Source organism: Vibrio sp. Vb1574 (genome assembly GCF_033338675.1).
On the sequence record NZ_JAWOTC010000049.1, the window covers coordinates 12,433 to 36,490 of the forward strand.

Here is a 24,058-nt window from a genome sequence, read left to right on the forward strand (position 1 = left end):
ATTACTCATCATCAATATCGAATGCAGGACCCGCGTAGTTGTCGAAACGCGAATGTTGACCTTGGAAAGTGAGGCGAACAGAGCCGATAGGACCGTTACGCTGTTTACCAATAATGATTTCGGCCGTACCTTTGTACGGACTATCTGGGTGATAAACCTCATCACGGTAGATGAACATGATCAAGTCGGCATCCTGCTCGATGGAACCGGATTCACGCAAGTCCGAGTTTACTGGTCGTTTATCCGCACGTTGCTCTAGGGAACGGTTTAGCTGCGACAGTGCCACAACAGGCACATTTAGCTCTTTTGCCAGCGCCTTAAGAGAGCGAGAGATCTCAGCAATCTCAAGAGTACGGTTATCGGTTAACGAAGGCACGCGCATCAACTGAAGGTAGTCGACCATGATCATAGATAGACCGCCATGTTCACGAGCGATACGGCGAGCGCGCGAACGCACTTCGGTCGGAGTTAGACCAGAGCTATCATCAATGTACATATTTTTCTTCTGCATCAGGATACCCATAGTAGAAGAAATACGCGCCCAATCTTCGTCATCTAGCTGACCCGTACGGATCTTGGTTTGGTCAACACGAGACAAAGAGGCCAACATACGCATCATCAACTGTTCAGCTGGCATCTCTAACGAGAAAATAAGTACGGGCTTTTCTTGTTGCATGGCCGCATTTTCACACAAGTTCATTGCAAAGGTCGTTTTACCCATCGATGGACGCGCTGCGACAATCACCAAATCAGAGCCTTGCAAACCTGCGGTTTTCTTATTGAGATCGGTGAAACCGGTATCGACCCCGGTAACACCATCTTGTGGCGTTTTATACAACAACTCGATACGTTCTAACGTCTTTTCGAGGATGTTGTCGACGTTTTGTGGTCCTTCGTTTTCACTAGTTCGAGACTCGGCGATAGCAAAAACTTTACTCTCCGCCATGTCTATTAAATCTTCAGAACTGCGACCTTGAGGGTCATAGCCCGCGTCCGCAATTTCATTCGCGACACCAATAAGACCACGAACAATCGCACGCTCAGCGACAATATCAGCATACGCATTGATGTTAGCTGCACTTGGCGTATTCTTCGCCAAGTCAGCGAGGTAAGCAAAACCGCCTACATCTTCTAACAACTCGTGACGCTCTAGATATTCCGATAAAGTAATAAGATCGAGAGGTTTACCCGCTTCAAGAATGGTTTTTACACCTTCAAAAATCAGGCGGTGTGGACGACTATAGAAATCACTGCTCACAACACGTTCGGCAACGGTGTCCCAACGTTCATTATCCAGTAAAAGACCACCAATTACTGATTGCTCGGCTTCTAGTGAGTGAGGTGGCATTTTGATTGCGTCGACCTGACTGTCTGAAGGTTTGCGATTTCTGTTTTCCGCCATGACTTTGCTCGATAACTACTATTGACCCACGATTATAACCTTAACCTAGCTGAGATGCTTCCCCGAAGCGACAATTACTTGTTAAGAAATCATCATGTGAACCACCCGGGTAATAGCCTGGTTCTTCCGCCTAGCTCTAATAAAAATTAACCTACCATTGACCCAACCAAATATCTGTATCAGTATCATGCCCCTCCTTTTTGATTACGTTCGAGGTTGATGTGTCCCGATACTGGTTACTTAGCTTTAGCCTACTGTGCGCTAGTGCATCGTATGCTGACGAATCAGTACAGCCAGAGCAAAATATTGATGTACCCGACCCACTAAAAACCGAGGTGGAGTTCGGCTATCAAGCTCACACAGGTAACACGGACTCTCGTTCCCTGAATGCTCGTTTGAGTGCTGAATATACGTCAGGTCGACACCGTTCTAATGGTGAATGGAAGTACTACAACTTGTACAAAGACGGTGAAGAAGACAAACGCTCATCCACCTATTCCCTACAGAGTGACTACAAGTTAGGCCCTAAGACGTATTTGTATGGCAGCTTTAAAGGAGTGGATTCTCGCTACAGTGCTTATTTTAAAGACTATACGTTGTCAGGTGGTTTGGGTTACCAGTTCTCCTACACTGAGAACTTCATTTTAGAGGTAGAAGTAGGCCCTGGTTTTCGCTATCAAGAGCCAAACTTAGACGAAATAGATGATGACGATATTGTCTTTCCCGATATCGTTAGAGAAGGCATTTTTCGAGGAAATATCAACACAACTTGGCATGCGTTGGATAATTTAAGTTTCGCAGCTGATATTACGTTGGTAACAGGTAGAAGTAACACACGTACTGATAGTGAACTCAGTGTAACCAATGATATTACTGAAGATATCGCACTGAAACTGGCGCACTCTCGTCAGTATCACGATAAAGTGCCTGAAGGCTTAAGCAAAGCGGACAGCGTATTTTCCGTTAATTTACTTTTCGCTTTTTAACCCTTTTTCTCTCAGTTTTAGAAATAAAAAAAGCACCTCCGAGGAGGTGCTTTTTAGTATTTCGTCTTGATACTGAATTACTCAGCAGCAACAACTTGTAGGTTCACAGTTGCGAAAACTTCAGAGTGAAGTTGAACGCTGATCTCGAACTCACCAGTGTTACGTAGAGCACCTTCAGGAAGGCGAACTTCGCTCTTAGCAACTTCAACGCCTGCAGCTGTGATAGCGTCAGCGATGTCACGAGTACCGATAGAACCGAATAGTTTGCCTTCGTCACCAGCTTTAGAAGCGATAACTACAGCTTCTAGAGCGTTAACTTTCTCTGCGCGAGCTTCTGCAGCAGCTAGTTGCTCAGCAACTTTAGCTTCTAGTTCAGCACGACGAGCTTCAAACATTTCAACGTTAGCTTTAGTTGCCATAACTGCTTTACCTTGTGGGATAAGGAAGTTACGAGCGTAGCCAGATTTAACGTTTGCAGTATCGCCAAGACCACCTAGGTTACCAATTTTATCAAGTAGAATAACTTGCATTGCTTAATCCTCTTTCTTAATAAAATGAACCGATTACTGATGCTTGTCAGTGTACGGTAGTAGAGCTAGGTAGCGTGAACGCTTGATAGCACGTGCTAGTTGACGCTGGTACTTAGCGCTTGTACCAGTGATACGGCTAGGTACGATTTTACCAGCTTCAGTGATGTAGTTTTTAAGAGTTGCTACGTCTTTGTAATCAATCTCTTGTACGCCTTCTGCAGTGAAACGGCAGAATTTACGACGACGGAAGAAACGAGCCATGGGCTATCTCCTGATCTTAAATTTGAGTAATGTTGTCGGCGTGTAACACTAATTTTCCCACGCCATTTCGGCCGGTTTGATAAGTGACAAAACCACTTACCTTAATGTTACTGCCTTGAACTAAATTCTGAGTTAGTGCTTGTGACCCAAGCCCGCTGACGACTACCGGCATACGACAATAAACTTGTCGAGGTAAGTCAGCTTCGATAATAGTAGAGCGATGCTCCAGCCAAAACCGACAGTGTTCAATGCCACCAGGGCTTTTACTACGAATGGGCGGTTTGGCAATGGTGCCGCTCAGCTCCATTCGATTGGCCATAAGAAAACTTACTCAGCAGCTTCTGACTTAGCTTCAGGCTTAGCTTCAGAACGCTCTTCACGACGTGGAGCACGCTCTTCTTTTTGCTTAAGCATGATAGATTGCTCAGTGATCGCTGCTTTAGTACGCATGATCATGTTACGTAGAACTGCATCGTTGAAACGGAAAGCAGTTTCTAGCTCATCAATTACAGCTTGGTCAGCTTCAACGTTCATAAGAACGTAGTGAGCTTTGTGAAGCTTGTTGATTGGGTAAGCCAGTTGACGACGGCCCCAGTCTTCTAGACGGTGGATTTTACCGCCAGCTTCAGTGATTGAACCAGTGTAACGCTCGATCATGCCAGCAACTTGCTCGCTTTGATCTGGGTGCACCATGAATACGATTTCGTAATGACGCATTGGTTGCTCCTTACGGATTATTCAGCTTCCACAAATGGCTCAGTCGTCCAGAGGAAGCAAGGAACTAAAGATAATTGACTGAGTTTAAGGAGCACGAATAGTACAGAAAGGGCGTAAAATAGGCAAGTGATTATTTGCTCAGCGCAGTGGATATTTAATTTCTTCTAATACTAGAAAACACAAAGGCTGCCAACAAGCTGGCAGCCTTTAAAATCAGCGTGTTATTGCGCTGGCTTATCGGTGCTTATTTAACTTCAGCCAGTTCAGCGCGCATTTGATCGATCACTTGTTTGTAATCTGGCTCACCGAAAATCGCCGAGCCTGCAACAAACATGTCTGCGCCCGCTTCTGCAATTTCACGAATGTTGTCAACCTTCACACCGCCATCGATTTCTAAGCGGATATCACGACCAGACTCGTCAATCATCTTACGAACGGCACGCAGTTTATCTAGTGTATGAGGAATGAATGATTGACCACCAAAACCAGGGTTTACCGACATCAGTAGAATCATGTCGACTTTATCCATAATAAATTCAAGACTTGCAAGTGGCGTTGCTGGGTTTAGTACCACACCAGCCTGACAGCCGTGCTCTTTAATTAACTGCAGTGTACGGTCTACATGATCAGAAGCTTCTACATGGAACGTAATCATCGACGCACCCGCTTTTGCGAAATCAGGAATAATACGGTCAACGGGTTTCACCATTAGGTGAACATCGATTGGCGCTGTGATGCCATAATCGCGTAGTGCTTTACACACAGGCGCACCAAAAGTCAGGTTTGGTACATAGTGGTTATCCATAACGTCGAAATGCACCACATCCGCACCCGCTGCGAGTACTTTTTCTACATCTTCACCGAGACGAGCAAAATCTGCCGATAAAATGGATGGAGCAATAAGAAAATCTTTCATACCTGACCTCAGTAGTAATGAGCAAACAATCTGCGCGCAATTCTACCGAAGCCAGTGGGGAGATCCACTATTTAGATATAATAGTGTGAGAATTAAGAGTTTGATTTATCCATGTCTGGGGCATGAAAAAGCGCAAGTAGCTCATCAACTTTATTACGACCGTTACCATTACGGCTAATGGTACGCTTTACTTTTACCACATTAAGATCCGCGCCGTGATACAACCGACGTGTCAAGGTAGTGTCGTGGTTAGAAATCAACACAGGAATGCCACGTTCAGTCGCTGTTCTTTCAGCAATGTCGGCTAATGCAGCTTGGTCGTCCAACGTGAAACCATTACCTGCGTATGAGGTGAAATTTGCCGTATTTGAAAGCGGCGCATAAGGTGGATCGCAATACACGACGCTCCCTTTGCGCGCACGACGAAATGTTTCAGGATAACCTTCACAAACGAACGTAGCTTTTTGGGCTTTTTCTGCAAAAAACTCCAGTTCCGCCTCAGGGAAATACGGCTTTTTGTAAGAGCCAAACGGTACATTGAAGCCACCTTTTTTGTTGTAACGGCATAGGCCATTAAAACCAAAGCGGTTCATATACAAAAACGCTAAAGAGCGGTACATCACGTCATCGGTTTTATTAAATTCAGCGCGAATGTGTAGGTAGGCTTCTTTGCGGTTGTTCTCAGCGACAAACCAACGCTTCGCTTCAGAGATATACTCTTCAGGGCGTTCTTTCAGCAGGTTGTACAGATTGATCAAATCTGGATTGATATCTGCAAGTAGATAATGGTCATAATCGGTATTCAGAAACACTGAGCCCGCACCAACAAAAGGTTCAACTAGCTTTCGAGCCGGCGGCAAATGACGTTGGATGTCTTCAACCAGTCCGTATTTTCCTCCTGCCCATTTAAGAAAGGCTCGTTGCTTTTTCATCTACTGCTCTATCTATCGACCAAAAATTAAGGCTGCGGAATGTAACATATTTTTCAGGGAAGCTCAGGTTTATTTCACTCGTTCAATTTCACGGTGAACCTGACGGAGTGATTTTGCCCAAGGACTCACCGACTTAACCGAATCTGGCAAGCTTGCGACGGCATCACGAGCCATTTGAATTGTCGGATAATCTTGATATGTGATGATATACCACTCGGTGTCATTACGAACGGTAGGATAAATTCGCACTTGATTATTCAGTTGATGCTCATTGAGAAAGGATTGTACATCTTCCATTGAGGTCATAGCTGCGAGTTGTAAAGTATAAGCTCTTGGCGATAGCGCTTTTAGTTCTTCACGGGCAAATGAAAACTTCACAACAGGTTGGTTTACGTCACCCTCTTCTGACTGAGCAGGTGCTTGCGCCATATCTTGATTCGGTTTTACGACTTTAATCAAAGGAGAGCTAGTTTCATCGGCGGTTTCTGTCTTCTCTATACTTACGACGTCATCAATCGCTTTTGTGTCTGCTGAATCAGTTTTACCTTCAAGCAATGCATCGACCACATTCGACTCAATCACCACTCTTTGTTGATTGTCATCACTGCCTACGCTCGCTACTTCTTCTGTCACTGCTGGCGGTAATGAATCAGAATCATCAACCGCACCAGACTTATCAGGACTGCTAGAACCATCGGTTACAGGTTGCAGTGAAGACTGCGCTGCACTGATTCCTGACTCTTCAAAAGTTGGAATAGCCGTTTGCTCTAAACTGCCAGCAATTTGCTGCGCCTTATCATCAGGACTTGGTTGACTAAGCATCCACCAATAGCCACCAGCAGCAAGCAACAGTAATACTAATACCACCAACGCAATATTCAGGGGTGAACCGACAATCGAGCGGATAATGATCCTTTTTTCCACTTTCATCTCTCCTAACGCCATGATGTCACCCGGTACTGGGTCGACTTTTTTAAATGCATCTCGAACCCGTTTCTCAGACTCATCATCGACGTAGCGCGCAACAAGTGACTCAAAGAAACGACGAGCTTCCACTTCGGACAACATATCAATATCAAGCTCAACAGGCTTTATCTCTTGTCCATAACTGAGACGTGCTAGCAAACCTTCTAAACGTCCAGACTGTGTAAACAATAAGACATTGATGGTCCAATTTGGCTTATGGTGCGCCTCTAAGACCAGCATCCAAAGCTCAGAGATAAGTGTCTCACTCAATAAATGCGCATCATCTACAACAATTGCAATGTCACACGGCTCATCACCTAAAAGCCTTTCAAGGCTATCAAGTAAAGGCTCTTGCTGATTAAACAATGCGTCCGAAACTAGTTGACTCAAAATAAGGACGCGATGCTGCACATCGTCTTGATTAGAATGACAAAGTAACAAACATTGATTCTTGTTACTGGCACCCACTTCAAGGTATCGCTGCGCTAACCAAGATTTCCCGTACCCATCATGACCATTAATCGCAATGAGATTGGAACCAAAGTTAGTCAGTAGACCTAATCTATCAAGCAACTCGATTTGAGAATCTAATTCCAGTACGTGAGCAACACTCATCTAATAACCTTAATACACTACAAGAATGACGCCCAAAGGCGCCATTACAAGGTTAAATATCGCGACCGAAGTCTATTGCCTGCTTGAGTACGTCTTGCGTCGTATCAGCAATTACCTCGGCAGTGCCAATGCCTGTAGGCAAAACCAATCGTAATTGACCAGAGAGGACTTTCTTATCTCGCATCATGTGCTTGATGAAGTCATCGAAATTCATACTGTCTGGAGTATGCACAGGCAGTTTTGCACGACGCAAAATCGCAACAATACGCTCAAATTGCTCTTCCGAGATCAGACCGCGTAGATGCGACGTTTTGGCCGCCATAACAGTGCCGGAAGATACCGCTTCACCATGCAGCCAATTGCCATAGCCAAGTTCCGCTTCAATCGCATGACCAAAGGTGTGACCTAAGTTAAGCAAAGCACGGATGCCCGATTCTTTCTCATCCTGAGCCACCACTTCCGCTTTTATTTCACAGCAACGTGCGATCGCATAAGTTAGTGCTTCTTCATCCAACGCATACAAGCGCTCAAGATTGTCTTCTAACCATACAAAAAAATCTGCATCGTAAATAATGCCGTACTTAATGACTTCGGCGATACCCGCAGCGAACTCACGTTCAGGCAACGTCGACAGGCAGTTGGTATCAATGATCACGGCTTTAGGTTGGTAAAACGCACCTATCATGTTCTTACCCAACGGATGGTTAACCGCGGTTTTTCCACCAACCGAAGAGTCCACTTGGGATAGTAATGTGGTCGGTATTTGAATAAAATCGACCCCACGCTGGTAACAGGCAGACGCAAAACCCACAAGGTCGCCAATAACACCACCACCTAACGCGATGATCACAACATCACGAGCATAACTCCCTTCCAGTAAGAAGTTCATTACTTGATTAAATACATCCAAGTTTTTGTACTGTTCACCGTCAGGCAATTCTAACAAGGATGCACTACAACCGAGCTGCTCGAGTTGCTTTAAAATTTTGTCTGCATACAAAGGCGCCACTGTGACATTACTGATCACAACAACTTTTTGTTTTGCATTTTTGTTTGAGAGAACTTGAGAGAGGTACGCCGGGTCCTCAAATAACCCGGCGCCAATAGAGATTGGGTAGCTACGCTCAGCTAGGTTGACCGTAATCCGTTCCATCGGTTTGCTCCAATTAAAAAAAAGATAAAGACTTATCTCTCTTCTAGCATTTTTACGATCTGGTTGGCTACCACTTTTGCACTTTGATCGTCAGTGCGAACAGTGTAATCCGCTACTTCTTCATATAAAGGATTACGTTCTTCAGCTAATTGCTCCAGTACTTCGCGAGGGTTATCCGTTTGAAGTAAAGGACGCTTCTTGTCGCGGTTTGTACGCGCAAGTTGCTTTTCAATCGTCGTTTCTAAGTAAACAACAACACCACGTGCCGAAAGACGATTGCGGTTTTCTTTGCTCTTAACAGAGCCACCGCCAGTCGCAAGCACGATGCCTTGCTCTTGTGTTAGGTCTTCAAGTACCGCTTCTTCACGCTTGCGGAAGCCTTCTTCACCTTCTACATCAAAAACCCAAGAGATGTCTGCACCAGTGCGTTCTTCGATCACTGTATCGGAGTCAACAAACTCCATATGCAGTTGCTGTGCTAGATGTCTACCAATTGTACTTTTGCCGGCGCCCATTGGGCCAACAAGGAAAATATTACGTTTCTCAGCCATGTTTAGCAGTAATTTACAACATTGATTCAATAAGATCGCCACAAGAAAACACAGCTAAACTGCTGTTCTACAAGGCTTGTGGCACCAGTTCCTCACAGATAATTCGTGATAAGACCCGAAATTATCCAAGCATGGTGCCACTATTGCAACTTTATTTTTGATTTAATCAGTTTTTCCCGAGACAGAACTACTGAATCACCACCTTAGGCGTGACGAAAATTAACAGCTCACTTTTGCCAACATTCTCATAACTTCGACGAAAAAGAGCACCTAATAGCGGCAGGTCGCCCAACAAAGGTACTTTGTCCACCGAGTTAGTAATGCTGTGCTGAAAAATACCACCAAGAACGACCGTTTCACCGTTATTCACTAACACTTGCGTCCCGATACGTTGAGTATCAATCGCAACAGCTTCACCAGTGCCTGTCTTCACGACTTGTCCAGGTCTATCTTGCGTGACACTTAAATCCAACACTAAGCGGTTATCCGGTGTGATTTGCGGGGTCACTTTCAAACTTAATACCGCCTTTTTGAACGTCACCGTCGTTGCACCACTTGATGATGACTCAAGATAAGGAATCTCTGTACCTTGTTCAATATAGGCAGGCTTCTTATTGGTAGTGATCAAACGTGGGCTCGAGATAATCTCAGCTTTAGACTCTTGTTGCAGAGCAGAAAGCTCAAGATCCAACAAGGTGTCTGAACCTAACTTCGCAACTTGGAAAGCAAGACTGGTCGCATTCGGACTGGTTGCAGCTAAGTTTACATTTAGGAAGTCATCGATCCCTACTCCATCACCGTCACCACCGTCATCACCCCCTTCTCCATTATAGAGACCGATCGTGGCAAGGTTGTTCTCAATAGAACCGCCCACTGTATTACTGCCATTAATAGACGTAAAACCCCAACGAATACCTAGCTCGTCCATGTTACCTTCATTGATGGTCACAATACGCGCCTCAATTTGAACCTGTTTAACTGGAATATCCAAAGACTCAATAATTTCTCGAATCACCTCGATGTTTTCAGGTAACTCTCTAATCAATAACGAGTTAGTTCGCTCATCAATGGTCATACTGCCGCGCTCTGACAGCATGCTGATATTTCCTTCTCCATTGATCATCTCCGCAATGTCTGATGCTTTAGCAAAATTAACTTTGATGATTTCAGATGAAAGCTCTCCCATTTCTTCCGTCAGTTTTTGTTTTTCTAACTGCTGCTTCTCACGCAAGTCCAGCTCATCAGTCGGAGCAACTAAAATCACGTTGCCATCAACACGCTTATCTAACCCCTTAACTTGCAAAATAATATCCAGCACTTGCTGCCAAGGGACACCATCAAGACGAAGCGTGAGGTTGCCTTCTACAGAGTCGGAGACAACCAAATTGAATTGGTTGTAATCAGCAATAAGCTGCAAGACGTTTCGCACAGGAATATCTTGGAAGTTAATCGAAATAAGCTTACCTTCTCTTTCTAAAATGCTTTTATCTGGGGCTTTCTCATTGGGTTTGATCTTCGCTACTTTGATTTCCAAAAAACGCCCCGTTAAACGGTAATCATGCATGTATTCTTCATTGATGTGCGCAACCAAGCGCGTCGTCGAGGTGTCGCGAAACACTTCTACGCTCTCAACCACAGTCGAAAAGTCTTTCACGTCTAGGAGATACAATTGCTCGTCTTTTACTGAAGTGTTAAGCAAATCGATACTTAACCCTTCCTGTACACGCTTGATATCTACAATCGCGGCCGGTGACGCCAATTCGACGACAATCACGGCGTCTTTATCTTTATTAGTTCGAAAGTCGATACTTTTTAGGGCATTGGACGAAACTTCTTCTGCTGCAGCTAAAGGGGCTAAAAATACAAACAACCATAAGGAGAAGAGCCCAGTAAGTATCCTTGGTGTACGTGTTAATCCTTGTCTCATTTTCATTACTCAATATCAAAAATAAATGGGGCTATCTCAAAGCCAACTTAACTTTACGTTTTTGCCAACATCCTAAGCCGTCGGGCAACGTTTCATTAATCAACAAATAGGAGTGGCTGACATGGGTCACTTTGCCATTATTGCGTCCAAGGTATTGACCCGGCTTAACTTTATAGACGGTGCCATTGGGAGCCTGAACGAGGCCAGAAACCGTGTTATCCATGCCCATGACCCCTTTCAAACGTAATTGGCTTAATGGGAATCTTTCTAATTTTCCAGTTCGCCTTCTTGAGGGCGGTTGCCAACAATCTTTTCTTGCAACTGGCTGAGTCGCGATGGTGGCTTCTTTGGGTAATTCAAAGGGTGCACGCTGTACTTCCGGTGCGTACGTGACTGCAACATACTTGTCTACGGGCTTAAGCTTCTCGACCTCTCGACGCGCCTGTGTTTCCACTCCTCGAATAAAATCCGTCAATGATTCATCATTCGCCTGGCAACCCATCAATAGAGAACCCATCAGTACCAGCAACAAAGACTTACTTGTCATTTTTCGTCTCCTCCGGCTTAAACTGATAGGTGTTAGCGCGCACCCGAAAGTGCAGGGTTTCGCTCTCTTGGCTGACACGTTGCCAAGTCACATCTTTAAACGTGATGATTCGAGGTAGCGTCGCTATCGCCTGAGAAAAATGGCCGATGTCATGAAAGTCGCCCGTTAACTCTATGTTTAAAGGGAGACGATAAAGGAAGTGCTCTGATTGTTTTTCGCCCCAGTCGATTCGGGTGAAAGTCAGCTTATTGTCGATGCCAAGTTCATTCACTGAAGCGAGCATTGTAGCCAGCTCTTTTTGCGCAGGCAGTTGCTGCAGTAATAACTCGTAACGGGTGGTAAGTTCATCCAATTGAGATTGAAGCTGAGGCAACGCTGCCACTTTGTTCGCTTTGATCTTCAATGCCACCTTGAGTGTCTGCTCCTGCTGGATCAAGTGATTCAACTGTTCGTCTTTCGGTTTAAGGTAAAACCAATAACCTAAGCCTTGAATCACCATGATCAGAAGCGCGATTACTACAATCTGGGGCAACAATGGCCACTCGGCCATTTCATCTATTTCGAGATCCTGCCAATCAACCACGTTGAGCCTCCAATTTCTTCTCCGTTACTTTGAACATGAAAGACACTTTGAATGTTTGAAACTCTTTCCCAAAACGGGCTTTGCCGTGAACGATGGAATGCATTTCTACGTCGTTCAACTTGGCCGAGCGCTCCATGTTGTCTAGCATCGTGGCAAGTTTTGGAGTGCTATCTGAGATCCCAGAGATCTCAATTTCCAGATCATTCATTTTGATCTTGTCGACATATACACCTTCAGGGATAACGGCAGGCATTAAGTTCATGAACTCGGTCGTTTTGTTTCGTCCGTTTTGTAAACCTTCAACGACCTTTAGACGTTCGAGGATTTTGCTGTGCTCTTGCTCTGCAATTTTCATTGCTTCAATACGCTGGTCGAGTTCGGCAATGTAGTGAGTGAGGTAATCGAGCCGCTCCTGTTGTTGATCTTGTTGGTACTCAAAAAACTTTCCAATACCCCACTGGATGCCAACAGCGACCAACATACCTAATGCGACCAAACTGATGAAACGACGTCGGTGCTCTTCTCTTTGATTCTCTCGCCAAGGAAGTAAATTAATGCGATAAAGCACGGGCGCCTCCTAGCCAATGAATGCCACGAACGGCCAGTCCGGCTGCTGTTGAGAAATGCTGCCAATCCACAGCACGACGCTTACGCTTAGACACCTTCATCTCAAATAGCCCTAGCGGATTTAGCAATTCACACTCTAACGACAATTGTTGAGACAACTCCTCTGCGAGCATGGGAGTGGAGGCCCCTTCCCCTGATAACCAGATACCCTTGATGTTTTGTGAGCCATTGATTGAGGTATAGAGCTGCATCTGGCGCTTTACTCGCTCTACGATTTGACGGTTAAACAGCTCTGTTTTCTCCTGAGCATCATCGGACAGAAAATCGACTGGAGAAGCGCTGTTTGCTCCGCGTGTGCCGTAAGCAAACTCTTTGTGAAACAGTTCACCTTGTTCGGTAAACATGGTGAAGGAGCTCGATAAAGTGCCAATATCGAGTAAGCAGTATTTGTTTTTGTCAGGAAAGCGATCGGCGGTGAGCTTCCAGATATGACCAAGGCTTTGCGAATGCACGTCCACTAAAACAGGTTTTAGTCCGGACTTTTGTAATGCATCGACTCGGCCTTCTACCACATCTTTTCTTGTCGCAAACACTTGATAGCTATCACTGCCACTCTGCCCGCCCTCAGCGCGAAGACGAACGAAGTCTAAACTCAGCTCTTCGACAGGGAATGGCGATTGATGAGAAAAGGCTTGTATCACTGCAAACTCAACTTCACTCTCTTCAAGATTTTGTTCTATTTGCAGTTTCTTGCTAATTACCGAGTTATCAGGAACTGAGATCGCAACTTTTTTAGCACCAAAAGGCAGTTCTTTTTTTATCTGCTTGAGGGTCTTTACAATTTCTTGATGATTTATGGTGTTATTTTCAGCGACAATACCTTCCTTTAGTAATATTTCTTTGTAACCCAACAGAGCGTAATTGTTGCCTGTGGGTTTAAGTACTACGGCTTTGAGGCTGTTATAGCCTATATCGATGCCGGTAACGATTAGCTTATCCATCTCTTACTCTCGCTCCGAAATTTCTTCGTGCAAAGGTTGTTATTAGCATCCAAATAAGAGTTAATATCTCTTATGTGCTAAATTTTTGACCTAAGAGTACAAGGGTTTGCCGTTACACAGCCTCAACCAATCAGGGATTCTCCGGTGAAGTTCATAAAGCGTTTATTATTTTTAACATTGATTTGCATAATTCTTGGAGTCACCACAATATTTGGCTTCTATCAGTACGTGAAGCCTGAATTGCCAGATGTTGCAACTCTAAAAGACGTTGAATTACAAACACCTATGAAGGTGTTTAGTCAAGACGGGAAGCTGATCGCACAGTTCGGTGAAAAGCGTCGTATTCCTGTTACTTATGACGAAATTCCTCAAGACTTAATTCACGCGCTCATCGCAACCGAAGATAGTCGTTTCTATGAGCATCCTGGTATCGACCCTATCGGCATCACTCGTGCAGCGGTTGTTGTTGCGGTTTCAGGCTCGGCTAAACAGGGTGCAAGTACGATTACGCAACAGCTAGCTCGTAACTTCTTCTTATCTAATGAGAAGAAGATCATGCGTAAGATTAAAGAGATTTTTATTGCTATCCATATTGAGCAGCTTTTAAGTAAGCAAGAAATCATGGAGCTTTATGTCAATAAAATCTTCCTTGGTTACCGCTCATATGGCTTTGGTGCTGCCGCTCAAGTGTATTTTGGCAAGAGCCTTGATGAATTGACGTTAAGTGAGATTGCAACACTCGCTGGTATGCCAAAAGCGCCATCAACCATGAACCCAATTTACTCTCTTGAGCGCGCAACAAAACGCCGTAACGTTGTATTAATGCGAATGCTTGATGAGAAATACATTACACAAGAGCAGTATGACGAAGCACGCAATGAGCCTATTGTGGCGCGTTATCATAGCGCTGAGATTGAGCTTTCCGCACCTTACGTAGCAGAGTTGGCTCGTGCATGGGCAGTAAAAGAATACGGTGAAGAAGAAGCTTATACCTCTGGCTTGAATATCTACATGACTGTGGATTCTAAACTGCAAGATGCTGCAAATACGTCTGCGGTAAATAACCTCTTGTCATACGATGAACGTCATGGCTACCGTGGTGCAGAAAGTGTGCTTTGGAAAGAAGGGGAAGCGGCCTGGGACAATGAGCAAATAGAAAAGCACCTGAAGAAACAGCCAACTTATGGTGACCTTTACCCTGCGGTTGTGACGAAAGTCGATGATAAGACGGCACAAGTATGGGTTAAGAACCATGAAGAGCAAACCATCCCTTGGACTGGAATGCACTGGGCGCGTAAGTACATTACTGATAACCGCCAAGGCTCAACACCAAAGTCAGCGCATGATGTGCTAGCGACAGGTCAACAAGTTTGGGTTCGCGAAGTAAGTGAAACCGATGAAGATGACAACACAACACTGAGCTGGAAACTGAGCCAAGTGCCGACAGCAAACACCGCGTTTGTTGCGATGAACCCAGAAAATGGCGCGATATTGTCGCTGGTTGGTGGTTTCAACTTTGTTCACAGCAAGTTTAACCGTGCAACCATGTCAGTGCGTCAGGTTGGTTCAAGTATCAAGCCTTTCATCTACTCGGCAGCAATTGACAAAGGGCTGACTCTAGCCACTTTGATTAACGATGCGCCGATTAACAAGTGGGATGCAGGTTCTGGTTCAGCTTGGCGACCAAAAAACTCACCACCGACTTATGGTGGTCCAACGCGTCTTCGCCTCGGCTTAGCTCAATCAAAAAACGTCATGGCAGTGCGTACACTCCGTGAAGTTGGCCTCGAGGAGACACGTCAGTACCTTACTCGTTTCGGTTTTGATATTAACCAAGTACCGCGCTCAGAGACCATCGCACTCGGAGCTGGCAGCTTAACACCAATGAAAGTGGCACAAGGTTACTCTGTGTTTGCGAACGGTGGTTATTACGTTGAACCATTCTATGTAGAACGCGTGGAAGATGCATTCGGTGAAGTACTGTTTAAAGCCAATCCAAAGAGTGTTTGTCATAAGGATTGTCCGCAAATGAGCGAGCAGCCAGAAAATCGCTACGCTGATGAATTTGGCGAACAAGACGTCGCAATTGATGGCCTTGCAACAGACAATGCCCTTGAAAATGATGAACCTCAATATGCACCGCAAGTTATCTCTGAACAGAATGCATTCTTAATGCGTGAGATGATGTACAGCAACATTTGGGGTGGCGGTAACTGGCGTGAAGGCACAGGTTGGAATGGTACAGGCTGGCGCGCGCAAAAACTTGGTCGTCGAGATATCGGGGGTAAAACGGGTACAACGAATGATTCCAAGGATGCTTGGTACAATGGCTATGGACCTGGTGTCGTTGCGATAGCTTGGGTTGGCTTTGATGATCACTCACGTGCACTTGGCCGCACCACTGTTAACAGCAACCTAGGGCAAGGCCAAATTTCTGGTGCCGAGTCGGGTGCGAAAACCGCAGAGCCTGCTTGGATTGACTTCATGCGTGTTGCGCTAGAAGGGACGCCGGAGCAAGGTAAAAATATTCCAGAGGATATTATTCGAGTTCGTATTGATCGCAACAGCGGTATGCTAACGCACAAGGTAGATAGCACATCAATGTTCGAATACTTTGAAAAAGGCACGGAGCCTACCGAATACGCTGGCGACCGTTTAGAAGATAGTATTTATTCTTCAGGCTCTGGCGCAGAAGAACTGTTCTAAATCACAAAAGCACAAGGGAGAGCATCAAGCTCTCCCTTTTTTATGTCTGCTTCTTATGCTGCAGCATTCAATGATGGATAAGAAGCCAACACCTCTTTAATCTTCGCTGCTAAAGCTTCAAACCTAGCTCGTAATGGTGAGCCCGGACGGTATACGAGAACGATATTACGCGAGGGGGTTGGGTTAACAGCTGGTACGTAGCATACGCCATCTTTTTGCTTCTCATTAGGGATAGAAAGCTGAGGCAATAACGTAATCCCCGCACCGGCAGCAACCATGTTGCGTAACGTCTCCAAGCTGGTGGCTTTAAAACGCTCATCGTCTTTTGCACCAGCGGCAAAACAAAAACCTAACGCTTGATCTCGCAGACAGTGGCCGTCTCCCAACGCTAAAACGGTTTTACCATTCAGCTCCAACATATCAACATGGTCGAGAGAGGCCCACTCGTGGTCACATGGCACTGCGACACTTAATGGCTCTTGATACACTTCGATCTCTTTAAATGGCGCAGTTTCATCAACCGAAGCTAAAACTAAGCAATCTAGTTTACCTTCTTCCAATTGACGCACTAATTGATGTGTCTGAGCTTCGTGCAGAAATAGCTCCAGCTCAGGAAATGCTTCTTTTATCTGCGGCAGAATTTTGGGTAATAGATAAGGCCCAACCGTCGGGATGAAACCAATATGCATCGGTCCAGTCATGGCTCCGCTTTGACCGCTTGCCATATCTCTGAAGGTTTTCACTTCACTTAAGATGCGTTTAGCCTGCTCCACCAGCTGTAACCCTGAATCGGTAAACAAAACACGTCGGCTGCTTCGCTCTAAAAGCGTGGTCCCGAGTTCATCCTCTAGTTTACGAATTTGCCCACTCAGTGTTGGCTGACTAACAAAACATGCCTCTGCCGCTTTGCGAAAGTGCTTATGTTCCGCAAGTGCAACTAAGTACTCAAAATCTCGAATATTCATAATTCACGCTTCGCTTCTATAACAATAGCTAATACCTATCAAAACCATAACACCAAACGATTAGAGCTATCAAAGGATTTTTACAATAATGGGCTCAACAAAACGAAACAGAGCGACGAAAAACGCTAAGCTCTATACGCATAATTTAAAATAGTTAAAGGAAATCATTATGTTTGTATCTAAAGAAGGTCAACAAGTCCCTCAAGTTACTTTTCCAGTTCGTCAAGGTGACTCTTGGGTGAATGTAACGACCGATGAACTATTTAAAGGTAAGACCGTTATCGTATTTAGCTTACCGGGTGCATTTACTCCAACCTGTTCATCAAGCCATCTACCTCGTTACAACGAATTGTTCCCTGTATTTAAAGAGCACGGAGTGGATGAGATTATTTGTGTCTCGGTCAATGATACGTTCGTGATGAATGCATGGAAACAAGACCAAGAAGCAGAAAACATTACCTTCATCCCGGATGGTAATGGTGAATTCACCGATGGCATGGGTATGTTAGTGGATAAAAATGACATCGGCTTTGGCAAACGTTCATGGCGTTACAGCATGCTAGTAAAAGATGGCGTAGTGGAAAAAATGTTCATTGAGCCAAACGAACCAGGCGACCCATTCAAGGTGTCAGACGCAGATACGATGCTGAACTACATAGCGCCTGACTACAAAACGCAAGAATCCATCACGGTGTTCACTAAACCAGGCTGCCCTTTCTGTATGAAAGCGAAACAAAATCTAATTGACCACGGTCTTCAATATGAAGAAGTAATTCTGGGTAAAGACGCAACAACAGTTAGTCTACGAGCTATATCTGGTCGCACGACTGTTCCACAAGTCTTTATCGGTGGCAAGCACATCGGCGGTAGCGAAGAGCTAGAAGCGTATCTAGGCTAAGCTGTCCATAGCCTACACCCTCGGTCTCCGGTGCCTTTTGGCTCGGAGGCCAACCCTAAACCACTTCTTCTACTAGTCTAGATAAGTAGTTATCTGCCAATAAGGTGACTACTTATCCAGATTCAACTATCCAATTCACTCTCCAAGCTCAATGTAGCTAGCTTGGCTTAAAACAAAAGCGAGAGTTCACGATGAAACAAGTTAATGTCGACGTAGCGATTATTGGTGGCGGGACGGCTGGTCTTGGTGCTTATCGAGCAGCAAAAGCTCATACCAACAGCGTGGTAATGATTGAGGGCGGTCCCTACGGAACAACCTGTGCTCGTGTCGGATGCATGCCGTCTAAGCTGTTAATTGCGGCAGCAGAAAGTGTTCATCAAATCGAAAAAGCACCTGGATTTGGGATACACCCGCAAGGTGAAGTACGAATTAACGGACGAGAAGTGATGGATCGTGTAAAGCGCGAACGAGATCGTTTTGTTGGCTTTGTGCTTGAAAGTGTCGATGATATTCCCGCTGAAGACAAACTATCGGGCTACGCGAAGTTTGCCGATGACCACACTCTCATCATAGATGATCATACTCAGGTCACCGCACAGCGCATTGTTATTGCGACAGGATCTCGTCCGACATATCCGGCAGCTTGGAATGAACTGGGTGATCGCCTAGTGATTAACGATGATGTATTTGACTGGGATGACTTACCAGAGTCCGTGGCAGTATTTGGCCCAGGAGTCATCGGCCTTGAATTGGGTCAGGCTTTACACCGCCTAGGAGTGAACGTGAAGCTCTTTGGCCTTGGAGGACAAGTGGGCCCACTGACAGACCCAGAGGTGATGGCGTATGCAGATAAAGCCTTTAAGGAAGAGTTCTACCTTGATGCAGATGTAAAAGTCGAAAGCATGAAACGCATTGCTTCGTCAGACAATGACGGCGAAGACAAGGTCGAAATCCAATTCATCAACCATGATGGCGAATTAGAAACTTTCGTTGTCGATTACGTATTGGCCGCAACGGGTCGTCGTCCAAACGTCGATAAGCTGGCGATCGAGAACACCAATGTGGCTCTCGATGAACGTGGCGTACCAACGGCGGATCACTATACATTGCAAACTTCGGTAGAGAGCATCTTCATCGCAGGTGATGCAAGTAACCAAATTCCACTGCTGCACGAAGCCGCTGACCAAGGCCGTATTGCTGGAGACAACGCAGGCCGTTTCCCAGATATTCGTGCGGGTCTGCGTCGCTCACCAATTTCAGCCGTGTTCTCCGACCCTCAAATTGCTATGGTTGGCGAAACATATAAACAACTAGAAACACGTTTAGGCACATGTGGATGTTTCGCAACCGGTGAAGTCTCGTTTGAAAATCAAGGACGTTCGCGCGTCATGCTTCGTAATAAAGGTATTCTGCATGTCTACGGAGAGCAAGGCACTGGACGTTTTTTAGGTGCAGAAATGATGGGCCCGAATGCAGAGCATCTTGCGCACCTTTTAGCGTGGGCGCACCAAAATAGGATGACGATTTCTGAGATGTTAGATATGCCCTTCTATCACCCAGTGATTGAAGAAGGCGTCCGCACCGCTCTACGTGATTTGAATTCAAAACTACACTTAGGGCCAGAAATGGTGAAACATTGTCTTGACTGCGGCCCAGGCTGCTAACGCTTTCAGGCTTCTATCTAAATATAAAGCAAAGCCTCGTCATCAACGAGGCTTTGCTTTACTACTTTGGCGCAATGAAATCTCTCTTACGCTGCCATCATTGCATAGCGGCTGACCATACAAATCGCGACAACACCGATCATAAAGAACCCACCAGCGATACTCAGCGCAAGTTTCAACTCTGTCGACATCATTATATTTCCTGTTAAAGACTGACAGCGCACCATACATCAATTACGTGCCACAAAGCTTTTACAAAGCTAACTTTCCATTTTTGGTTGTGTCATGGCGCTCTAAGCCCGTGTAAGAAACGCTTTCCACCATTTAGTTAGATATATAATCTGAAGCAACACTAATGGTTTGGAAAACACTATGACTTGTCGCCGCTGCGAGGAACATTGGTTTTGGAAAAAACTTGGACGTTGCCAACGATGCTTGGATCAATTGACGGTACTTTCTGTACTGTGTTGGATTGTGTGGTGGTTTACGCTCAAAGATGAACCACAAAGCATCGAGTCGATCGCTTTGATCTTTGCCGGCTTCGCTTTCAACGTTTTGTTGTTTCTACACTTATGGATGCGTTTTGTCATCTTGCCTTGGCAACGTCGAAAGGGACAAAAAAAGGCGAATAAAAAAGAGAAAAGTGACAGATAGAAAAAAGCCCCAAAACCAATGTCAGTTCTGGGGCTCTCTTAGATTCTTCTAAGAAAAAGCAGTGGTACTTTAATAGACCGGGCTTCCTCTCAAAGGTTCCAAATTTTTTCGATTTTTTTAGCGAATACTGATGTAAGTAAACAGGAAAATGACTATGTCATTGAATGCTAATAAAATCACTCCACAACTTCAGTTCATGCCACATGCGTTTTTTGGATCACTTGCTCCATTAAATTGATCTCAAGCGCTACCTCATCACATGCATGTTGACGTGGGCACTGATCGCAATCTTTCAGAACTTTCTCCGGCAGTAATGACTTCGATGTCGGTAAAAAGCTTTGCTTCATAAAGAACTCAGGCGTTCGCGTTAGAACAAAGACTTTCTTGATCGCCATCTGGCGCGCTTTCTCAACCAAATAGTTCACAATCGCACTGCCCTGCCCTTGGCCTTGCCAGCCCGCTTCGATACCAAGAGAGCGTATTTCAGCCAACCCTGAGTCATACACATATAGAGAAGCGCAACCCGTCACTTCACCATGATGCTCAGCCACCGCGAAAGAGCCAATATCTCTCACGAGCTCATTACGAGAGCGCGGAAGATTCTCACCAAGGTTCGCCCAGTAAGCAACCATACCTTCCAACGTTTCAATGTCCGTCAAACGTGCAGGACGCACTTTCACCGCCGAGCTATCACGTTGGCTCAGGCGCTTATCCGCTTGTTCTACCGCGTAAGCGACCTGGTGAGGCGAAACACCACCCAAAGCACAACGCTTTTCCAAACACGAATCGATAGTCAGGATGTCATACACATCCGCTTCAATGACCTCTGAGAAGGCTTTTAACTCTTCGATAGACAGTTCTTCTAGCGCACAACCTTTAGCAATAGCATCAACGACCGCGACACCGACGATGTGGTGAGCTTCACGGAATGGGATGCCTTTCGCCACTAAGTAATCAGCTAACTCCGTCGAGTTTGCGTAACCTTGTTTCGCCGCTTCTAGTGTGCGCTCGCCATTCACTTTAATACCGTCAAAACACAGAGCTGCCATTTCCATGCAGTCGTTCCATGTATCTAAAGCGTCAAACAACCCTTCTTTATCTTCCTGCATGTCTTTGTTGTACGCCAATGGCAAGGCTTTAACTGTCATCATCATGCTCGATAATGCGCCATAGACACGCCCTGTCTTACCACGGATCAACTCAAGTGCATCTGGGTTTTTCTTCTGTGGCATTAATGACGAACCAGATGTCACCGTATCCGCTAACTCAATGAAGTTTGACTCGCCTGAATTGTAGAAGATCATATCTTCGGCGAGACGAGAAAGGTGCAGCATAGAAATCGAAGCCACCGACATCAGCTCCATCACATGATCACGATCTGAAACCGAATCGAGTGAATTACGCGTAGCACGGTGGAAACCGAGATTATGTGCTAATTGTTCGCGATCAATCGGATAAGCCGTTCCCGCTAACGCACCCGAGCCAAGTGGACAAGTATCGAGACGCTGTAAGGCATCATTCAGACGAGAGTAGTCACGCTCGAACATTTCAACATAAGCCAAGCACCAGTGAGCAAAGGTTACAGGTTGAGCACGCTGAAGATGAGTATAGCCTGGCAATACGGTGCCTTGGTGCTGTTTAGCAACATGGACCATTTGTGCTTGTAGGCGATCTAAAGCAATCAACAATTGCTGACCTTGCTGACGACACCAAAGTTTCAAGTCTGTGGCGACTTGGTCATTCCGAGAACGCCCAGTGTGGAGTTTTTTACCTAAATCTCCCACTTTACTGATTAGCTGCTGCTCAACCCAAGAGTGGATATCTTCTGCATCAGAGCGAAGAATTTGGTGAGGGTCTTCCATCACTTCTAACTTCAGCTCATTTAAAGCAAGTTCCAGTTTTTGCTGTTCTTCTGCCGATAGCACATCAACAGAAAGCAGAGCTTTAGACCATGCGATTGAACCTACGATGTCTTGCTCAGCCAATCGGTAGTCAAAACGCAACGAATCATTGAACTCTTTAAATCTGGTGTCTGCCGCTTGGGTAAATCTTCCGCCCCATAATGCCATTGCGTCTCTCCTGATGACTATTGCTTACTCTAACGTTCTCGAATGAGTAGTAACCAATTTGATGGTCATTTGCTCACTTTTTCTTATGGGTCAACGTTACGGCAATTTCGATAAAAAATAAAGTATAAATTCAATATTTTTACATATATATTCAAGACAAATTTAGGTACCCGCTTTTAGAAACCAAAAGACCCGCCTATAAATGGCGGGTCTTTATTCAATCCAAGATGGATGTTAAGGGATTATTTCTTCTGGCTGTTCAATGCACGAATACGGCTTGATAGCGAGTAAAGACGGATGAACCCACCTGCATGACTTTGGTCGTAAACTTCATCTTCACCAAAAGTCGCGAACTCTTCTGAATACAAGCTGTTGTCAGAACGTTTTTGCGTGACTGTCGCTTGACCTTTGTAAAGCTTAACAACCACTTCACCGTTAACGTCTTGCGCTAGCTCTTCTGAAGCAGCAAGGATCGATTTACATAGTGGCGTAAACCAACGGCCATCGTATACAAGGTGAGACGCTTTTAGACCTAGCTCCTCACGGAACTCGAATGATGATTTGTCTAGCACAAGCTGCTCTACAGCGCGCAGCGCTTCCATCATGATGGTGCCTCCCGGTGTTTCATAACAACCACGAGACTTCATCCCAACAAGACGGTTTTCCACGATATCGATACGGCCAACACCGTGCTTAGCGCCCTTCTCGTTTAGGTAAACCAGTGCGTTGTATGGTGTCATCGCTTCACCATCAACTTCGACCACTTCACCTTTTTCTACTTTCAGCGTGACGTATTCCGCTTCATTTGGCGCTTGCTCTGGGTCGACAGTCCACACCCAGCAGTCTTCGTTTGGTGCGTTCCACGTATCTTCTAAAACGCCGCCTTCCGTCGAAATGTGCCATGCGTTTGCATCACGTGAATAGATCTTAGTAAGAGACGCAGAGCAAGGAATATTACGCTCAGCGAGGTAATCCAAACACTCTTCACGACTCACTAGGTCCCACTCACGCCAAGGTGCAATCACTTGTAAGTCCGGTGCTAGTGCTGCGAATGCGCCTTCGAAACGTACTTGGTCGTTACCTTTACCTGTACAGCCATGACACAGAGCGTCCGCGCCCACTTTACGTGCCACTTCAACCTGCGCTTTGGCAATGATTGGACGCGCCATTGATGTACCTAGCAGGTACTTACCTTCGTAGTACGCGCCAGTTTTTAGCGTTGGGTAAATGTAGTCTGCGACCATTTCTTCTTTCAAGTCAGCGATGTAGCACTCAGAAGCACCAGAGGCTTTTGCTTTCGCTTCAATGCCTTCTAGCTCTTCGGCACCTTGACCAACATCGGCAACGAAAGCCACTACTTCACAGTCGTAGTTCTCTTTTAGCCACGGGATAATTACTGAAGTATCTAGACCGCCTGAGTATGCGACTACCACTTTATTTACGTTCAC

23 protein-coding genes are annotated in these 24,058 nt (G+C 45.4%); 5 read left to right on the forward strand and 18 right to left on the reverse strand.

What is annotated here, in order from left to right; translation table 11 throughout:
* Nucleotide 1 precedes the first annotated feature (1 nt).
* On the reverse strand, nt 2-1,402 hold the full coding sequence (locus tag R7O12_RS20945; protein WP_318105953.1) for a replicative DNA helicase: 1,401 nt from the start codon (nt 1,400-1,402) through the stop codon (nt 2-4).
* 221 nt (nt 1,403-1,623) lie between these two features.
* Here R7O12_RS20945 and R7O12_RS20950 point away from each other — a divergent pair, with 221 nt between their 5' ends.
* The gene (locus R7O12_RS20950) at nt 1,624-2,388 is read left to right on the forward strand and encodes a DUF481 domain-containing protein (RefSeq protein ID WP_005381276.1); all 765 of its coding nucleotides are present in this window, start codon (nt 1,624-1,626) and stop codon (nt 2,386-2,388) included.
* A gap of 77 nt (nt 2,389-2,465) precedes the next feature.
* On the opposite strand, the gene rplI is transcribed toward R7O12_RS20950, so the two are convergent.
* From rplI to pilM, 14 genes are all read right to left on the reverse strand, one after another.
* A complete protein-coding gene (rplI, locus tag R7O12_RS20955) occupies nt 2,466-2,918 on the reverse strand; it encodes a 50S ribosomal protein L9 (protein ID WP_005382760.1) in 453 nt (150 codons plus the stop codon).
* 33 nt (nt 2,919-2,951) lie between these two features.
* Nucleotides 2,952-3,179, reverse strand: coding sequence for a 30S ribosomal protein S18 (rpsR, locus tag R7O12_RS20960; RefSeq protein ID WP_000090472.1), 228 nt, complete (start codon nt 3,177-3,179; stop codon nt 2,952-2,954).
* A 16-nt stretch (nt 3,180-3,195) separates the two neighbouring features.
* A complete protein-coding gene (gene priB / locus R7O12_RS20965) occupies nt 3,196-3,498 on the reverse strand; it encodes a primosomal replication protein N (RefSeq protein WP_005381298.1) in 303 nt (100 codons plus the stop codon).
* An 8-nt stretch (nt 3,499-3,506) separates the two neighbouring features.
* A complete protein-coding gene (gene rpsF, locus R7O12_RS20970) occupies nt 3,507-3,896 on the reverse strand; it encodes a 30S ribosomal protein S6 (protein WP_005381299.1) in 390 nt (129 codons plus the stop codon).
* 244 nt (nt 3,897-4,140) lie between these two features.
* Nucleotides 4,141-4,812, reverse strand: a complete 672-nt coding sequence (gene rpe, locus R7O12_RS20975; RefSeq protein ID WP_005381300.1) for a ribulose-phosphate 3-epimerase — start codon at nt 4,810-4,812, stop codon at nt 4,141-4,143.
* Nucleotides 4,813-4,904: 92 nt separating this feature from the next.
* Nucleotides 4,905-5,744, reverse strand: coding sequence for a Dam family site-specific DNA-(adenine-N6)-methyltransferase (locus R7O12_RS20980; protein WP_137282402.1), 840 nt, complete (start codon nt 5,742-5,744; stop codon nt 4,905-4,907).
* Between the two features lie 69 nt (nt 5,745-5,813).
* Complete coding sequence (locus tag R7O12_RS20985) at nt 5,814-7,325, reverse strand: SPOR domain-containing protein (RefSeq protein WP_137282403.1); 1,512 nt, start codon at nt 7,323-7,325, stop codon at nt 5,814-5,816.
* A 52-nt stretch (nt 7,326-7,377) separates the two neighbouring features.
* Nucleotides 7,378-8,478: a 3-dehydroquinate synthase gene (aroB, locus tag R7O12_RS20990; protein WP_005381318.1), complete on the reverse strand. Its 1,101-nt coding sequence runs from the start codon at nt 8,476-8,478 to the stop codon at nt 7,378-7,380.
* A gap of 32 nt (nt 8,479-8,510) precedes the next feature.
* On the reverse strand, nt 8,511-9,029 hold the full coding sequence (gene aroK, locus R7O12_RS20995; RefSeq protein WP_005381319.1) for a shikimate kinase AroK: 519 nt from the start codon (nt 9,027-9,029) through the stop codon (nt 8,511-8,513).
* 187 nt (nt 9,030-9,216) lie between these two features.
* A complete protein-coding gene (locus R7O12_RS21000) occupies nt 9,217-10,962 on the reverse strand; it encodes a type IV pilus secretin PilQ (RefSeq protein WP_031779065.1) in 1,746 nt (581 codons plus the stop codon).
* A 25-nt stretch (nt 10,963-10,987) separates the two neighbouring features.
* Nucleotides 10,988-11,503 (reverse strand): pilus assembly protein PilP, encoded by a 516-nt coding sequence (locus R7O12_RS21005; RefSeq protein ID WP_005381321.1) that lies wholly within the window; start codon nt 11,501-11,503, stop codon nt 10,988-10,990.
* Nucleotides 11,493-12,086 carry a type 4a pilus biogenesis protein PilO gene (locus tag R7O12_RS21010; RefSeq protein WP_005381322.1) on the reverse strand — a complete coding sequence of 198 codons (594 nt, stop codon included), beginning with the start codon at nt 12,084-12,086 and terminating at the stop codon, nt 11,493-11,495. The genes R7O12_RS21005 and R7O12_RS21010 overlap by 11 nt, the downstream gene beginning before the upstream one ends.
* Nucleotides 12,079-12,654: a PilN domain-containing protein gene (locus R7O12_RS21015; protein ID WP_005381323.1), complete on the reverse strand. Its 576-nt coding sequence runs from the start codon at nt 12,652-12,654 to the stop codon at nt 12,079-12,081. Before R7O12_RS21015 ends, R7O12_RS21010 begins: the two co-directional genes overlap by 8 nt.
* The gene (gene pilM, locus R7O12_RS21020; protein ID WP_137282404.1) at nt 12,638-13,654 is read right to left on the reverse strand and encodes a type IV pilus biogenesis protein PilM; all 1,017 of its coding nucleotides are present in this window, start codon (nt 13,652-13,654) and stop codon (nt 12,638-12,640) included. Before pilM ends, R7O12_RS21015 begins: the two co-directional genes overlap by 17 nt.
* 144 nt (nt 13,655-13,798) lie before the next feature.
* Here pilM and R7O12_RS21025 point away from each other — a divergent pair, with 144 nt between their 5' ends.
* Nucleotides 13,799-16,360, forward strand: coding sequence for a penicillin-binding protein 1A (locus R7O12_RS21025; protein WP_005381325.1), 2,562 nt, complete (start codon nt 13,799-13,801; stop codon nt 16,358-16,360).
* A gap of 53 nt (nt 16,361-16,413) precedes the next feature.
* Here R7O12_RS21025 and oxyR read toward each other — a convergent pair whose 3' ends face one another.
* Nucleotides 16,414-17,325 carry a DNA-binding transcriptional regulator OxyR gene (gene oxyR / locus R7O12_RS21030; protein ID WP_005381326.1) on the reverse strand — a complete coding sequence of 304 codons (912 nt, stop codon included), beginning with the start codon at nt 17,323-17,325 and terminating at the stop codon, nt 16,414-16,416.
* 169 nt (nt 17,326-17,494) lie between these two features.
* Here oxyR and R7O12_RS21035 point away from each other — a divergent pair, with 169 nt between their 5' ends.
* The 3 genes from R7O12_RS21035 to R7O12_RS21045 all read left to right on the forward strand — a co-directional run bounded on the left by R7O12_RS21035 (nt 17,495) and on the right by R7O12_RS21045 (nt 20,541).
* Nucleotides 17,495-18,223 (forward strand): redoxin family protein, encoded by a 729-nt coding sequence (locus R7O12_RS21035; RefSeq protein ID WP_005382781.1) that lies wholly within the window; start codon nt 17,495-17,497, stop codon nt 18,221-18,223.
* Nucleotides 18,224-18,414: 191 nt separating this feature from the next.
* Nucleotides 18,415-19,887, forward strand: coding sequence for a dihydrolipoyl dehydrogenase (locus tag R7O12_RS21040; protein ID WP_104979780.1), 1,473 nt, complete (start codon nt 18,415-18,417; stop codon nt 19,885-19,887).
* A gap of 372 nt (nt 19,888-20,259) precedes the next feature.
* Nucleotides 20,260-20,541 carry a DUF3624 domain-containing protein gene (locus R7O12_RS21045; protein ID WP_137282406.1) on the forward strand — a complete coding sequence of 94 codons (282 nt, stop codon included), beginning with the start codon at nt 20,260-20,262 and terminating at the stop codon, nt 20,539-20,541.
* A gap of 194 nt (nt 20,542-20,735) precedes the next feature.
* On the opposite strand, the gene argH is transcribed toward R7O12_RS21045, so the two are convergent.
* Together argH and R7O12_RS21055 are read right to left on the reverse strand one after the other, a co-directional pair.
* Nucleotides 20,736-22,610: an argininosuccinate lyase gene (gene argH / locus R7O12_RS21050; RefSeq protein WP_318105959.1), complete on the reverse strand. Its 1,875-nt coding sequence runs from the start codon at nt 22,608-22,610 to the stop codon at nt 20,736-20,738.
* Nucleotides 22,611-22,852: 242 nt separating this feature from the next.
* Nucleotides 22,853-24,058, reverse strand: a 1,206-nt coding sequence (locus tag R7O12_RS21055) for an argininosuccinate synthase (protein ID WP_318126331.1), incomplete at its 5' end; no start/stop codon positions are given.